Raw genomic sequence first — 13,968 nt, 5'->3', positions numbered from 1 at the left:
TCCATCTCCATTAAGTCGTACGTATGCGGGTCAGCGCGCGGCGGCGTCGATCGATTCCCGGGCGGCGGCGACGATGGCCTCCGGCGTGAAACCGAACTCGCGGAACAGGACCTTCGCGTCCGCCGAGGCACCGAAGTGCTCCAGCGAGACGATCCGGCCGGCGTCCCCGACGTAGCGGTGCCAGGTGAGACCGATACCCGCCTCGACCGCGACCCGGGCCCTGACCGACGGCGGCAGGACGGAGTCCTTGTACGCCTGGTCCTGCTCCTCGAACCACTCGACGGACGGCATCGAGACCACACGGGTCGGGACACCGGCGGCCTGGAGCTGCTCACGGGCCTCGACGGCCAGGTGCACCTCGGAGCCCGTGCCGATCAGCACGACCTCCGGAGCGCCGCCCTCGGCGTCGAAGAGCACGTAGCCGCCCTTGACCGTGTCCTCGTTCGGCGCGTACGTCGGCACACCCTGGCGGGTCAGCGCCAGACCGTGCGGGGCGCCCTTGCCGAAGACCTTCGTGTGGCGCTGCATGATCTCGCGCCAGGCGATGGCCGTCTCGTTGGCGTCGGCCGGACGGACCACGTTGAGGCCCGGGATCGCGCGCAGCGAGGCCAGGTGCTCCACCGGCTGGTGCGTCGGGCCGTCCTCGCCCAGACCGATCGAGTCGTGGGTCCAGACGTACGTGACGGGGAGGTGCATCAGCGCGGACAGGCGCACCGCGTTGCGCATGTAGTCGGAGAACACCAGGAAGGTGCCGCCGTAGACGCGCGTGTTGCCGTGCAGCGCGATGCCGTTCATCTCCGCGGCCATGGAGTGCTCGCGGATGCCGAAGTGGATCGTGCGGCCGTACTGGTCGGCCTCCGGCAGCGGGTTGCCCTCGGGCAGGAACGACGAGTCCTTGTCGATCGTCGTGTTGTTGGAGCCGGCGAGGTCGGCCGAGCCGCCCCACAGCTCCGGGACGACCGCGCCGAGCGCCTTGAGGACCTGGCCCGAGGCGGCACGGGTGGCGACACCCTTGCCCGGCTCGAAGACCGGGAGCTTCTCGGCCCAGCCGGCCGGCAGCTCGTTCGCCTGGATGCGGTCGAACTCGGCGGCGCGCTCCGGGTTGCCGGTACGCCACTCGGCGAGCGACTTCTCCCACGCGGCGCGGGCCTCACGGCCGCGGTCGCCGAGCGAACGGGTGTGCGTGATGACCTCGTCGGAGACCTCGAAGGTCTGCTCCGGGTCGAAGCCGAGGACGCGCTTGGTGGCCGCGATCTCCTCGTCGCCGAGCGCCGAGCCGTGCGCGGCCTCGGTGTTCTGCGCGTTCGGGGCGGGCCAGGCGATGATCGAGCGCATCGCGATGAACGACGGGCGCCCGGTCTCGGCCTCGGCGGCCCTGATCGCCGCGTACAGACCGGCCGGGTCGAGGTCGCCGTTGGCCTGCGGCTCGACGCGCTGCACGTGCCAGCCGTACGCCTCGTACCGCTTCATCGTGTCCTCGGACACGGCCGTCTCGGTGTCGCCCTCGATCGAGATGTGGTTGTCGTCCCACAGCAGGATCAGGTTGCCGAGCTTCTGGTGACCGGCGAGCGAGGACGCCTCGGCGGAGATGCCCTCCTGGAGGCAGCCGTCGCCGGCGATCGCGTAGATGCGGTGGTCGAACGGGGAGGTGCCGGCGGCGGCCTCCGGGTCGAACAGACCGCGCTCGAAGCGGGCGGCCATCGCCATGCCCACGGCGTTGGCGACACCCTGGCCCAGCGGGCCCGTGGTGGTCTCGACCGCGGTGGTGTGACCGTACTCCGGGTGACCGGGGGTCTTCGAGCCCCAGGTGCGGAAGGCCTTCAGGTCGTCCAGCTCGAGCCCGAAGCCACCCAGGTACAGCTGGGTGTAGAGGGTCAGGGACGAGTGTCCCGCGGAGAGGACGAACCGGTCGCGCCCGACCCACTCGGGGTCGGCCGGGTCGTGCCGCATCACCTTCTGGAAGAGGGTGTACGCGGCGGGCGCCAGGCTCATCGCCGTACCGGGATGGCCGTTGCCGACCTTCTGTACGGCGTCCGCCGCCAGGATGCGGGCGGTGTCGACGGCCCGCTGGTCCAACTCGGTCCACTCGAGGTCTGTGGTGGTCGGCTTAGTGCTCACCCTGGGTCAGGGCTCCTCTCCACATGTCTTGGGCCGGTGACTGAGGGTGTACCGGCGTTGTCGAGCCTACCCCCGCCGGAACGTCCCTCTTTTCGTGTGCATGCCCCTCAGATGAGCGGACACAGCAAGACTGCCGCCGCCCGTGTGAGTTCGCCTCCCGAAGCGCGTCCACGCCTTGGGACACACCCCCTCAACACGACCCCACCCCCGCGAAGATCGGCGTCTGGGCAACGTCTACAGTGGCGTGGTACGCGCAAGCTTCACCCCGCCTTCATCCGGGGAGCTTGCTGGGAATTTCTCTGTCAGGGGTGTGCGTGACGGCCGTCGAGTCCCGACCCGCAGGGGTCGTCTTGACTCCCAGCCCGGGGGGCCATCGGCCGTTCGGGGCCCGCGTCAAGGCATACGTGGCGCTGACCAAGCCGCGGATCATCGAGCTGCTGCTCATCACCACCGTTCCGGTGATGTTCCTCGCCGAGCAGGGCGTACCCGACCTGTGGCTGGTGCTCGCCACCTGCTTCGGCGGCTACCTCTCCGCGGGCGGCGCCAACGCGCTGAACATGTACATCGACCGCGACATCGACGCGCTGATGGACCGGACCTCCCAGCGCCCGCTGGTCACCGGCGTCCTGACGCCGCGCGAGGGCCTGGTCTTCGGCCTCTCCCTCGCCGTGGTCTCCACGCTCTGGTTCGGCCTGCTCGTCAACTGGCTCTCCGCCGCCCTCTCGCTCGGCGCGCTCCTCTTCTACGTCGTGGTCTACACGATGATCCTGAAGCGCCGCACCACCCAGAACATCGTCTGGGGCGGGATCGCCGGCTGCCTCCCGGTCCTCATCGGCTGGTCGGCAGTCACCGACTCGATGTCCTGGGCCGCGGTCATCCTCTTCCTCGTCATCTTCTTCTGGACGCCGCCGCACTACTGGCCGCTGTCGATGAAGGTGAAGGACGACTACGCCCGCGCCGGCGTGCCGATGCTCCCTGTCCTCGCCTCCAACAAGGTCGTCGCCAGGCAGATCGTCGCGTACAGCTGGGTGATGGTCGCCGTCTCGCTGCTGCTCACGCCGCTCGGCTACACCGGCTGGTTCTACCTGTCGGTCGCCCTGCTCACCGGCGGCTGGTGGCTCTGGGAGGCGCACGGCCTGCTCAACCGCGCCAAGTCCGGCGCCACCGGCGCGAAGCTCAAGGAGATGCGCCTCTTCCACTGGTCCATCACCTATGTGTCGCTGCTCTTCGTGGCGGTCGCGGTGGACCCCTTCCTCCGCTAGGGACACCCCAGGGCGGACTTTCCGGGACGTCCCGTCCGATGTCTCCGCTCAGATGATCTGCTCGGCCGGCGGCCGGGTCACGTGGGATAGACCACGTGACCCGGCCGTCGCCAGTGGTTCTACCCCTCGGTAGCATCCTTTTCATGGCAGAAACGAAGCAGGCAGAGCGCAAGGCGGCCAGGCTCGCCAAGGAGATCCAGGCCTTCGCCAAGGAGCACGGCGGCTCCGAGGGACACCTCGCGCACATCGGTCAGGCGGGCACCCGGATCGTCCTCGTCGGCACCGACGGCGGCTGGGGCGACCTCGTCGCGCCGACCTACGAGATCGCGCGACAGGCCGCCGAGAAGGCCGGCCTCACCCTCCACGAGGAGTTCGACGGCGAGTTCGCCGCCAAGGTCGCCACCGGCCCGTACGAGTGGACCCGGATGGCCGGTATCCAGATCGGCGGACCCTCCAACAGCTGAGGCAACAACCTCGTGCGGGGCTCACCCGTTAGGACGTGTGGAGAAGCGACACGGCCACGCAGGGAGCCCCCCGAGATGATCGACACGCCGAGCCTGGTGGACCAGTACTGCCACGGGGTGCTCCGTACGGAGCTCGGCCTCGGCACCTTCGAGGCCCACCTCGGCGCCCAGCTCGGCGGGAGCGGCGCGCTGCCCGCCGCGGGCACCACCTTCTTCGACACCCAGACCGGCTTCGCCGTGCGCCGCTGGTGCCCGCCCCTGCTCGGTCTCGACGCGCACTGCCCGCCGGCCCGCTATCTCGCGCGCCGCCGCGAACTGGGCGTCGCCGAAGCGGGCCGGCGACTGCTGCGGGCCTCCGGGATCGCCACGTACCTCGTCGACACCGGGCTCCCCGACGACCTCACGGGTCCGGCCGAGCTCGGCGTCACGGGGGCCGCCGAGGCCCATGAGATCGTCCGCCTCGAACCCCTCGCCGAGCAGGTCGCCGACACCTCGGGGACCGTCGAGGCCTTCCTCGCCAACCTCGCCGAGGCCGTCCACGGGGCCGCCGTGCACGCCGTGGCCTTCGCCTCAGCCGCGGGGGTACGCCGGGGACTCACGTACACGCCCGAGCCGCCGGGACCCGGAGAGGTGCGCGGGGCCGCGGGGCGCTGGCTCGCCGGACGCCCCGCCGGCGGCCCGCTGGCCGACCCCGTCCTGCTGCGGCATCTGCTCTGGATCGCGGTCACCGCCGGGCGCCCCCTCCAGCTGCACACCGGGGACCGCGACCCGGCCGCGCTCGCCGGCTTCGCCGCCGCCACCGCGGGGCTCGGCACCGACCTCGTGCTGCTCCACTCCTACCCGTACCACCGGACCGCCGCGCACCTCACCGGAGTGCACCCGCACGTCTACGCGGACCTGGGCCCGGTGCTCGCGCACACCGGGGCGCGGGCGGCGGCCGTCCTCGCCGAGGTCCTGGAGCGGGCGCCCTTCGGGAAGCTGCTGTTCTCCAGCGGCGCCCACGGTCTGCCCGAACTCCACGTGGTCGCGGCGAACGTCTTCCGCACCGCTCTCACCCGGGTGCTCGGCGAATGGGTGATGGACGGCGCCTGGTCCCGTACCGACGCCCAGCGGGTCGCCACCATGATCGCCGCGGGGAACGCGCGACGGGTCTACCGGCTGGCGGGACCCGCCGCCGGGGCGCGCGCGTAGCACTCCCGGGCCCGGACGCGGGGAGAGACGAATCCGCCCCCGCTCCCGCTTCGGGCGGGGGCAGGAGCGGATCCGGACAGGACGGTGGCGTGCCGCCTCTCAGGCGGTCGCGAGCTGGGGGTCGGCCTGGGCCGGGATGTCCGCCGTGGGGAGCGGGCGCTCGCGCAGGCTCAGGGCCAGGCGCAGGACCGCGATCCACATCAGGGACGAGCCGAGCATATGGGCGGCCACCAGGAGCTCGGGGACCCCGGTGAAGTACTGGACGTAGCCGATGACGCCCTGCGCGAGCAGCACGATCAGCAGGTCGCGGGCGCGGGCCCGGGTGTCGAGCGGGGCGTCCACCACGCGCAGGACCAGCCACATCGCGAGCGCCAGGGCGCAGACGACCCAGGCGGCGATGGCGTGGAGGTGGGCGGCGTCCGTCCAGTCCCACGGCATGCGCGGCACGTCGCTGCTGTCGCCGGCGTGCTTGCCGGCGCCGGTGACCGTCGTACCGAGCGCGATCAGCAGACCCGAGGCGATCGTGATCGCCCAGCCGAGCCTGCGGACCGGGCGCGGCACGCGCGGGCGGGCGGGGGTGTCGCCCTCGCCGGTCCGGTGCCAGGTGACGACGGCGACGGTGAGCAGCGCGTTCGCGGCGAGGAAGTGGCCGGCGACCGTCCACGGGTTGAGGCCCATCCACACCGTGACGCCGCCGATGACGGCGTTGCTCATCACGATCCAGAACTGGGCCCAGGCGAGCCGGGTCAGCCCGCGCCGCCACGGCTTGGTCGACCGGGCGGCGACGATCGCCCAGCCGACCGCGGCCGACAGGACGTAGGTCAGCATCCGGTTGCCGAACTCGATCGCGCCGCGGTAGCCCTGCTCGGGCGTCACGATCAGGCTGTCGTCGGTGCACTTCGGCCAGGTGTCGCAGCCCAGACCGGAACCGGTCAGCCGGACCGCGCCGCCGGTGACGATGATGAGCACGCTCATCACGACGGCGGAGAGCGCGGCGCGCCGGAGCGTCCTGGGGGACGGAGTCCAGCGCCTGGCGATGGAGGCGAGGGGGGTCAGCACGGGCCCTATCGTAGGCCGGGGCTTGTGCACGCTTTCACGAGGGGTGCCTTGTCGGGAAACGTCACCCTCTGGGACCCCGCCGCTACTCCCAGCGGAAGAACTTCGCCGCCGCGCCGAGGCCGAGGACCGCCCAGACCGCGAGGGTGAGCGCGTCGCCCCAGGGCAGGGCCGCGCCGTCCTGGAGGACCGCGCGCAGGCCGTCGGAGAGGGCCGAGATGGGGAGCAGCTCCAGGACCGAGCGGGCCGCGTCCGGGAACTTCTCCAGCGGGACGATGACGCCGCCGCCCACCAGGAGCAGCAGGAAGACCAGGTTGGCGGCGGCCAGGGTGGCCTCCGCCTTCAGCGTGCCCGCCATCAGCAGGCCGAGGCCGGAGAAGGCGGCGGTGCCGAGGACCAGGAGGACCAGCACCGACAGCGGGTCGCCCTGGGGGGACCAGCCGAGGGCCAGGGCGATCGCCGTCAGGAGGGCGATCTGGAGGACCTCGGTGACCAGGACGGAGAGCGTCTTGGCGGTCATCAGGGCCCAGCGGGGGAGCGGCGACGCGCCGAGCCGCTTGAGCACCCCGTACCGCCGCTCGAAGCCGGTCGCGATGGCCTGGCCCGTGAAGGCGGTCGACAGGACGGCGAGCGCCAGGACGCCGGGGGCGAGGAAGTCGACGGCCTTGTCGGGACCGCCCGTCCTCGAAGCGGGCACGGCGATGATGTCGACGGTGGAGAAGAGCACCAGGAGCAGCGACGGGATGATCACGGTGAGCAGCAGCTGCTCGCCGTTGCGCAGCAGCATCCGGGTCTCCAGGGCCGTCTGCGCCGCGATCATGCGGCCGACGGGCGCGGCTCCCGGCCGGGGGGCGTACGTACCAGTGCTCACGACCGCAGTTCCTTGCCCGTCAGTTCGAGGAAGACGTCCTCGAGGGTGTGGCGCTCGACGGAGATGCCGTCGGGCATGACGCCGTGCTGGGCGCACCAGCTGGTGACCGTGGCGAGCAGCTGCGGGTCGACGGTGCCGGTGATCCGGTACGTGCCCGGGAGCGGCTCCGCCGCGGCGGAGCCGTCGGGCAGCGCCTTGACCAGCGAGCCGAGGTCGAGTCCGGGGCGTCCGGTGAAGCGGAGGGTGTTCTCGGCGCCGCCGCGGCACAGCTGCTCGGGGCTGCCCTGGGCGGCGAGCCGGCCGGCGTCGACGATGGCGACGTCGTCGGCGAGTTCCTCCGCCTCCTGCATGAAGTGGGTGGTGAGGACCACGGTCACCCCGTCGGCGCGCAGCTCGCGCACGAGGTCCCAGGTGGCGCGGCGGGCCTGCGGGTCGAGTCCGGCGGTCGGCTCGTCGAGGAAGACGAGCTCGGGGCGGCCGACGACGGCCATGGCGAGGGCGAGGCGCTGCTGCTGGCCGCCGGAGAGGCGCCGGTAGGCGGTGCGGCCGCAGGAGTCGAGGCCGAGGCGCTCGATCAGCGCGTCCACGTCCAGCGGGTGGGCGTGCAGTTTCGCCATGTGGCGGAGCATCTCGTCGGCGCGGGCGCCGGAGTAGACGCCGCCGGTCTGGAGCATGACGCCGATCCGGGGACGCAGCGCGGCCGCGTCGGCGGCCGGGTCGAGGCCCAGGACGCGGACGGTGCCGGCGTCGGGCTTCCGGTAGCCCTCGCAGGTCTCGACGGTGGTGGTCTTGCCGGCCCCGTTGGGGCCGAGGACGGCGGTCACGGTGCCGGCCCGTACGTCGAGGTCGAGGCCGTCGACGGCGGTCTTGTTGCCGTACCGCTTGACCAGGCCGCGCACCTGGACGGCGGACCCGACGGACTCGTTTCGCATGACGGGAAGTCTAGAGAGGGTCCGGGGGTCCTCCCGGCGCGGGGCCCGGGTCCGTGAAACGGCCGGTTCGGGTGATCCCGGGCGCGGTCTCCGCGTCGTCGTGCCGCGTGGCGCGGGGGGCCTCGGAACCCTTGTGGCCTGCGCGTACGAGGGCTCGGGGCGGCCGGATCCGGTACGCGGGGACCGCGGGCCGAGCGACGTGATTCATCCTACGAATGATCGTTTCCGCAGGTCAGGTAAGCCTTACCTGAGTGACGCACCGCACCGCCGCCGCGTCCGGTGCGGCTTGTCAGTCCGAGATTAATTACGCAACAATGGCGTTGTGAAAAACGTTGGCGCGGCTCCTGTGGAGGAACTCGCGACCCGTGAGCGCTCGACGCGCAACCGGGTGGCGCGGTCGATCCTGGATCACGGGCCGTCGACCGTCGCCGATCTCGCCGGACGACTCCGCCTCACCCAGGCCGCCGTCCGTCGCCATCTAGACTCACTGGTCGCCGACAACGTGGTCGAAGCCCGCGAGCAGCGCGTCTACGGCGCCCGCGCCCGCGGCCGCCCCGCGAAGGTCTTCGCGCTCACCGACTGCGGCCGGGACGCCTTCGACCAGTCGTACGACTCGCTCGCCGTCGAGGCGCTCCGGTGGATCGAGCGCAACGCCGGCGGGGAGGCGGCCGTGGCCGCCTTCGCCCGCGACCGGATCGAGGCCCAGGCGGACGCCTACCGCGAAGCCGTCGAGGCCGTCGAACCCGAACGCCGGACCGAGGCGCTCGCCAAGGCCCTGACCGCCGACGGGTACGCTGCCACTGCGCGGAACGCGCCGGTCGGCGAGCAGCTCTGCCAGCACCACTGCCCGGTCGCCCACGTCGCCGAGCAGTACCCACAGCTGTGCGAGGCGGAGACGGAGTTCTTCTCCCGCCTCCTGGGAACGCACGTCCAGCGTCTGGCCACCATCGCGCATGGTGACGGCGTCTGCACCACGTTCATCCCGCACAGCGCCCCGCAGACCACTGAATCAGCATCCGCAAGCACCGCCGGGAGGAACCCCGCATGACCACCGAGATCAGCCACCCCGAGCTCGAGGGCCTGGGTCGGTACGAGTACGGCTGGGCCGACTCCGACACCGCCGGTGCCACCGCCAAGCGCGGTCTGAACGAGGATGTCGTCCGCGACATCTCCTCGAAGAAGAACGAGCCCGAGTGGATGCTCAAGCTGCGTCTCAAGGGTCTGCGGCTCTTCGACAAGAAGCCCATGCCGACCTGGGGCTCCGACCTCTCCGGCATCGACTTCGACAACATCAAGTACTTCGTGCGGTCCACCGAGAAGCAGGCCGAGTCCTGGGAGGACCTGCCGGAGGACATCAAGAACACGTACGACAAGCTCGGCATCCCCGAGGCGGAGAAGCAGCGCCTCGTCGCCGGTGTCGCCGCCCAGTACGAGTCCGAGGTCGTCTACCACCAGATCCGCGAGGACCTGGAGGAGCAGGGCGTCATCTTCGTCGACACCGACACGGCGCTGAAGGAGCACGAGGAACTCTTCAAGGAGTACTTCGGCACCATCATCCCGGTCGGCGACAACAAGTTCGCCTCCCTGAACACCGCCGTCTGGTCCGGCGGATCGTTCATCTACGTGCCGAAGGGCGTGCACGTCGAGATCCCGCTCCAGGCCTACTTCCGTATCAACACGGAGAACATGGGCCAGTTCGAGCGGACGCTGATCATCGTCGACGAGGACGCCTACGTCCACTACGTCGAGGGCTGCACCGCCCCGATCTACTCCTCGGACTCGCTGCACAGCGCCGTCGTCGAGATCATCGTCAAGAAGGGCGGCCGCTGCCGCTACACGACCATCCAGAACTGGTCGAACAACGTCTACAACCTGGTGACCAAGCGCGCCGTCGCCTACGAGGGCGCCACCATGGAGTGGGTCGACGGCAACATCGGCTCCAAGGTCACCATGAAGTACCCGGCCGTCTACCTGATGGGCGAGCACGCCAAGGGCGAGACCCTGTCCATCGCCTTCGCGGGCGAGGGCCAGCACCAGGACGCCGGCGCCAAGATGGTCCACATGGCCCCGAACACCTCCTCCAACATCGTCTCCAAGTCGGTGGCGCGAGGCGGCGGCCGCACCTCCTACCGCGGTCTCATCGAGATCGGCGAGGGTGCCCCGGGCGCCAAGTCCAACGTGCTCTGCGACGCGCTGCTCGTCGACACGATCTCCCGCTCGGACACGTACCCCTACGTGGACGTGCGCGAGGACGACGTCTCCATGGGCCACGAGGCCACCGTCTCCAAGGTCTCCGAGGACCAGCTCTTCTACCTGATGAGCCGCGGCCTCACCGAGTTCGAGGCCATGGCGATGATCGTCCGCGGCTTCGTCGAGCCCATCGCCAAGGAACTCCCGATGGAGTACGCCCTGGAGCTCAACCGGCTGATCGAGCTGCAGATGGAGGGCTCGGTGGGCTGAGCCCCACCCGCCCACCGACCACGCAGCGACCGATTTTCACGTACGCAGGAAGAGAGCAACCCAACAGCCATGGCTGAGGCTCAGAACATCCCGGCGGGTTCCACCACCGCCGGCTCGATCGCGGTGGCCGCCGAGTCCACCGTCGCCACGCGCATGAGTGCGCCCCCGTCCTTCGACGTCGCGGACTTCCCCGTCCCGCACGGTCGTGAGGAGGAGTGGCGGTTCACCCCGCTCGCCCGCCTCCGCGGCCTGCACGACGGCACCGCCGTCGCCTCCGGCGAGGGCGTCAAGGTCGAGATCGAGGCCCCCGAGGGCGTCACCGTGGAGACCGTCGGCCGCGAGGACGAGCGCCTCGGCAAGGCCGGCACGCCCGTGGACCGCGTCGCCGCGCAGGCGTACTCCTCCTTCGAGAAGGCCTCGGTCGTCACCGTCGCCAAGGAGGCGGTGCTCACCGAGCCGATCCGCATCACCGTGCACGGTGAGGGCGGCGTCGCCTTCGGCCACCAGGTCATCGAGCTCGGCGCCTTCGCCGAGGCCGTCGTGGTCCTCGACCACTCCGGCGACGCGGTGCTCGCCGCCAACGTCGACTACGTCCTGGGCGACGGCGCCAAGCTGACCGTCGTCTCCGTGCAGGACTGGGACGAGAAGGCCGTCCACGTCGCCCAGCACAACGCGCTGGTCGGCCGTGACGCCTCCTTCAAGTCCGTCATCGTCACCTTCGGCGGCGACGTCGTCCGCATCCACCCGCGGGTGGCGTACGCGGCGCCCGGTGGCGAGGCCGAGCTGTTCGGTCTGTACTTCACCGACGCCGGCCAGCACCAGGAGCACCGCCTCCTGGTCGACCACAACACCCCGCACTGCAAGTCCAACGTGGCCTACAAGGGCGCGCTGCAGGGCCAGGACGCGCACGCCGTCTGGATCGGCGACGTGCTCATCCAGGCCGCGGCCGAGGGTACGGACACGTACGAGCTCAACCGGAACCTGGTCCTCACGGACGGCGCCCGGGTCGACTCCGTACCGAACCTGGAGATCGAGACCGGCGAGATCGCCGGCGCCGGTCACGCCTCGGCCACCGGGCGTTTCGACGACGAGCAGCTCTTCTACCTGATGTCCCGCGGCATCCCGCAGGCCGAGGCCCGTCGCCTCGTCGTCCGCGGCTTCTTCGCGGAGCTCGTCCAGCAGATCGGTCTGCCGGACGTCGAGGAGCGCCTCATCGCCAAGATCGAGGCCGAGCTGGAGGCCTCCGTCTGATGGCCTTCGTCCGAGTCTGCGCGCTGAGCGAGCTGGAGGCCGACACCCCGAAGCGGGTCGAGGTCGACGGCACGCCGGTGTCGGTCGTGCACACCGAGGGCGAGGTGTTCGCGATCAACGACATCTGCTCGCACGCGAACGTCTCCCTCTCGGAGGGCGAGGTCGAGGACTGTGCCATCGAGTGCTGGCTGCACGGCTCCAGCTTCGACCTCCGCACCGGCAAGCCCTCCGGCCTTCCCGCGACGCGTCCCGTCCCCGTATACCCCGTAAAGATCGAAGGGGACGATGTGCTCGTCTCCGTCACCCAGGAGTCCTGAGTCACCCATGGCAACGCTTGAAATCCGCAACCTGCACGTCTCCGTCGAGGCCGAGAACGGCCCCCGCGAGATCCTCAAGGGTGTCGACCTGACCATCAAGCAGGGCGAGACCCACGCCGTCATGGGCCCCAACGGCTCCGGCAAGTCGACCCTGGCGTACTCGCTCGCCGGCCACCCGAAGTACACGGTCACCGGCGGCACCGTCACCCTCGACGGCGAGGACGTCCTGGAGATGTCGGTCGACGAGCGCGCCCGCGCCGGCGTCTTCCTGGCCATGCAGTACCCGGTCGAGGTCCCCGGTGTCTCGGTCTCCAACTTCCTGCGCACCTCCGCCACCGCCATCCGCGGCGAGGCCCCCAAGCTGCGCACCTGGGTGAAGGAGGTCAAGTCCGCGATGGAGCAGCTCCAGATGGACCCGGCCTTCGCCGAGCGCAACGTCAACGAGGGCTTCTCCGGCGGTGAGAAGAAGCGCCACGAGATCCTCCAGCTGGAGCTCCTCAAGCCGAAGATCGCGATCCTCGACGAGACCGACTCCGGCCTGGACGTCGACGCGCTGCGCCAGGTCTCCGAGGGCGTCAACCGAGTCCGCGAGACCGGCGAGGTCGGCACCCTGCTGATCACCCACTACACGCGGATCCTCCGCTACATCAAGCCCGACTTCGTGCACGTCTTCTCCGCGGGCCGCATCGTCGAGTCCGGCGGCGCCGAGCTCGCCGACAAGCTGGAGAACGAGGGTTACGAGGCCTACAGCACGAAGGGTGGCGCATCCGCGTGACTTCTGCCCATCAGGGGCTCTCCGGCCTCCTCGACACCGAGGCGATCCGCAAGGACTTCCCGCTCCTGGATCGCGTGGTCCACGACGGCAAGAAGATCGTGTACCTCGACTCCGCGGCGACCTCGCAGAAGCCGCGGCAGGTCCTCGACGCGCTCAACACGTACTACGAGCGTCACAACGCCAACGTCCACCGCGGCGTCTACACGGTCGCCGAGGAGGCGACGGCGCTGTACGAAGGCGCCCGTGACAAGGTCGCGGCCTTCATCAACGCCCCGAGCCGCGACGAGGTGATCTTCACCAAGAACGCCTCGGAGTCGCTCAACCTGGTGGCCAACATGCTGGGCTGGGCCGACGAGCCCTACCGCGTGGACCACGAGACCGAGATCGCCATCACGGAGATGGAGCACCACTCCAACATCGTGCCGTGGCAGCTGCTCTCGCAGCGCACGGGCGCGAAGCTGAAGTGGTTCGGCCTCACCGACGACGGCCGTCTCGACCTCTCGAACATCGAAGAGGTCATCACCGAGAAGACCAAGATCGTCTCGTTCACGCTGGTCTCGAACCTGCTGGGCACGGTCAACCCGGTCGAGACGATCATCCGTCGCGCCCAGGAGGTCGGTGCGCTCGTCTGCATCGACGCCTCCCAGGCGGCCCCGCACATGGTCCTGGACGTGCAGGCGCTCCAGGCCGACTTCGTGGCCTTCACCGGCCACAAGATGTGCGGCCCGACGGGCATCGGCGTCCTCTGGGGCCGCCAGGAGCTGCTCGAGGACCTGCCGCCCTTCCTGGGCGGCGGTGAGATGATCGAGACCGTCTCGATGCACTCCTCGACGTACGCGCCGGCCCCGCACAAGTTCGAGGCGGGTACGCCCCCGATCGCCCAGGCCGTCGGCCTCGGCGCGGCCGTGGACTACCTCTCGGCGATCGGTATGGAGAACATCGCGCGCCACGAGCACGCGATCACCGAGTACGCCGTCCGGCGCCTCCAGGAGGTTCCGGACCTGCGGATCATCGGCCCCACCACGGCCGAGGACCGCGGCGCGGCGATCTCCTTCACGCTCGGCGACATCCACCCGCACGACGTGGGCCAGGTCCTCGACGAAGAGGGCATCGCGGTCCGGGTCGGCCACCACTGCGCGCGGCCGGTCTGCCTGCGGTACGGAATTCCTGCGACCACGCGGGCGTCGTTCTATCTGTACTCCACCCCGGCCGAGGTCGACGCCCTGGTCGCGGGTCTGGAGCACGTACGGAACTTCTTCGGCTAGGGGACG

At 70.5% G+C, this 13,968-nt stretch carries 13 protein-coding genes; 9 read left to right on the top strand and 4 right to left on the bottom strand.

Annotated elements, in window-relative coordinates; translation table 11 throughout:
- Positions 1 to 30 precede the first annotated feature (30 nt).
- Complete coding sequence (tkt, locus tag OG392_RS09435; protein ID WP_329277530.1) at positions 31 to 2,118, bottom strand: transketolase; 2,088 nt, start codon at positions 2,116 to 2,118, stop codon at positions 31 to 33.
- Positions 2,119 to 2,432: 314 nt separating this feature from the next.
- On the opposite strand from tkt, the gene OG392_RS09430 reads away from it, so the two are divergent.
- From OG392_RS09430 to OG392_RS09420, 3 genes are all read left to right on the top strand, one after another.
- Entirely contained in the window at positions 2,433 to 3,380 is a 948-nt protein-coding gene (locus OG392_RS09430; protein WP_329277528.1) for a heme o synthase, read from the top strand.
- A 143-nt stretch (positions 3,381 to 3,523) separates the two neighbouring features.
- A complete protein-coding gene (locus OG392_RS09425; protein WP_329277526.1) occupies positions 3,524 to 3,844 on the top strand; it encodes a hypothetical protein in 321 nt (106 codons plus the stop codon).
- Between the two features lie 75 nt (positions 3,845 to 3,919).
- Positions 3,920 to 5,035: an amidohydrolase family protein gene (locus OG392_RS09420; protein WP_329277524.1), complete on the top strand. Its 1,116-nt coding sequence runs from the start codon at positions 3,920 to 3,922 to the stop codon at positions 5,033 to 5,035.
- Positions 5,036 to 5,134: 99 nt separating this feature from the next.
- On the opposite strand, the gene OG392_RS09415 is transcribed toward OG392_RS09420, so the two are convergent.
- The 3 genes from OG392_RS09415 to OG392_RS09405 form a co-directional block, all read right to left on the bottom strand.
- Positions 5,135 to 6,103, bottom strand: a complete 969-nt coding sequence (locus OG392_RS09415) for a COX15/CtaA family protein (protein ID WP_329287163.1) — start codon at positions 6,101 to 6,103, stop codon at positions 5,135 to 5,137.
- A gap of 73 nt (positions 6,104 to 6,176) precedes the next feature.
- Positions 6,177 to 6,962, bottom strand: a complete 786-nt coding sequence (locus OG392_RS09410) for an ABC transporter permease (RefSeq protein WP_329277522.1) — start codon at positions 6,960 to 6,962, stop codon at positions 6,177 to 6,179.
- Positions 6,959 to 7,894 (bottom strand): ABC transporter ATP-binding protein, encoded by a 936-nt coding sequence (locus tag OG392_RS09405; RefSeq protein WP_329277521.1) that lies wholly within the window; start codon positions 7,892 to 7,894, stop codon positions 6,959 to 6,961. Before OG392_RS09405 ends, OG392_RS09410 begins: the two co-directional genes overlap by 4 nt.
- Before the next feature lie 322 nt (positions 7,895 to 8,216).
- On the opposite strand from OG392_RS09405, the gene OG392_RS09400 reads away from it, so the two are divergent.
- From OG392_RS09400 to OG392_RS09375, 6 genes are all read left to right on the top strand, one after another.
- On the top strand, positions 8,217 to 8,942 hold the full coding sequence (locus tag OG392_RS09400) for a helix-turn-helix transcriptional regulator (protein ID WP_329277519.1): 726 nt from the start codon (positions 8,217 to 8,219) through the stop codon (positions 8,940 to 8,942).
- Positions 8,939 to 10,354 carry a Fe-S cluster assembly protein SufB gene (sufB, locus tag OG392_RS09395; RefSeq protein WP_329277517.1) on the top strand — a complete coding sequence of 472 codons (1,416 nt, stop codon included), beginning with the start codon at positions 8,939 to 8,941 and terminating at the stop codon, positions 10,352 to 10,354. The genes OG392_RS09400 and sufB overlap by 4 nt, the downstream gene beginning before the upstream one ends.
- Positions 10,355 to 10,423: 69 nt before the next feature.
- Positions 10,424 to 11,605 carry a Fe-S cluster assembly protein SufD gene (gene sufD, locus OG392_RS09390; protein WP_329277515.1) on the top strand — a complete coding sequence of 394 codons (1,182 nt, stop codon included), beginning with the start codon at positions 10,424 to 10,426 and terminating at the stop codon, positions 11,603 to 11,605.
- Positions 11,605 to 11,922: a bifunctional 3-phenylpropionate/cinnamic acid dioxygenase ferredoxin subunit gene (locus OG392_RS09385; RefSeq protein ID WP_030322524.1), complete on the top strand. Its 318-nt coding sequence runs from the start codon at positions 11,605 to 11,607 to the stop codon at positions 11,920 to 11,922. Before sufD ends, OG392_RS09385 begins: the two co-directional genes overlap by 1 nt.
- 7 nt (positions 11,923 to 11,929) lie before the next feature.
- Positions 11,930 to 12,697 (top strand): Fe-S cluster assembly ATPase SufC, encoded by a 768-nt coding sequence (sufC, locus tag OG392_RS09380; protein WP_329277513.1) that lies wholly within the window; start codon positions 11,930 to 11,932, stop codon positions 12,695 to 12,697.
- On the top strand, positions 12,694 to 13,962 hold the full coding sequence (locus tag OG392_RS09375) for a cysteine desulfurase (RefSeq protein ID WP_030322528.1): 1,269 nt from the start codon (positions 12,694 to 12,696) through the stop codon (positions 13,960 to 13,962). The genes sufC and OG392_RS09375 overlap by 4 nt, the downstream gene beginning before the upstream one ends.
- Positions 13,963 to 13,968 lie beyond the last annotated feature (6 nt).

This window comes from Streptomyces sp. NBC_00691, from assembly GCF_036226665.1.
Lineage (GTDB): Bacteria > Actinomycetota > Actinomycetes > Streptomycetales > Streptomycetaceae > Streptomyces.
Note: the sequence above shows the minus strand (reverse complement) of the source record. Positions and strands in the feature narration are given on the sequence as shown.

Bases quoted from the DNA above. Each gene is read 5' to 3' on its own strand.
- sufC (WP_329277513.1), top strand. From the start codon at position 11,930: ATGGCAACGCTTGAAATCCGCAACCTGCACGTCTCCGTCGAGGCCGAG.
- OG392_RS09405 (WP_329277521.1), bottom strand. From the start codon at position 7,894: ATGCGAAACGAGTCCGTCGGGTCCGCCGTCCAGGTGCGCGGCCTGGTC.
- OG392_RS09420 (WP_329277524.1), top strand. From the start codon at position 3,920: ATGATCGACACGCCGAGCCTGGTGGACCAGTACTGCCACGGGGTGCTC.
- OG392_RS09425 (WP_329277526.1), top strand. From the start codon at position 3,524: ATGGCAGAAACGAAGCAGGCAGAGCGCAAGGCGGCCAGGCTCGCCAAG.
- sufD (WP_329277515.1), top strand. From the start codon at position 10,424: ATGGCTGAGGCTCAGAACATCCCGGCGGGTTCCACCACCGCCGGCTCG.
- sufB (WP_329277517.1), top strand. From the start codon at position 8,939: ATGACCACCGAGATCAGCCACCCCGAGCTCGAGGGCCTGGGTCGGTAC.
- OG392_RS09385 (WP_030322524.1), top strand. From the start codon at position 11,605: ATGGCCTTCGTCCGAGTCTGCGCGCTGAGCGAGCTGGAGGCCGACACC.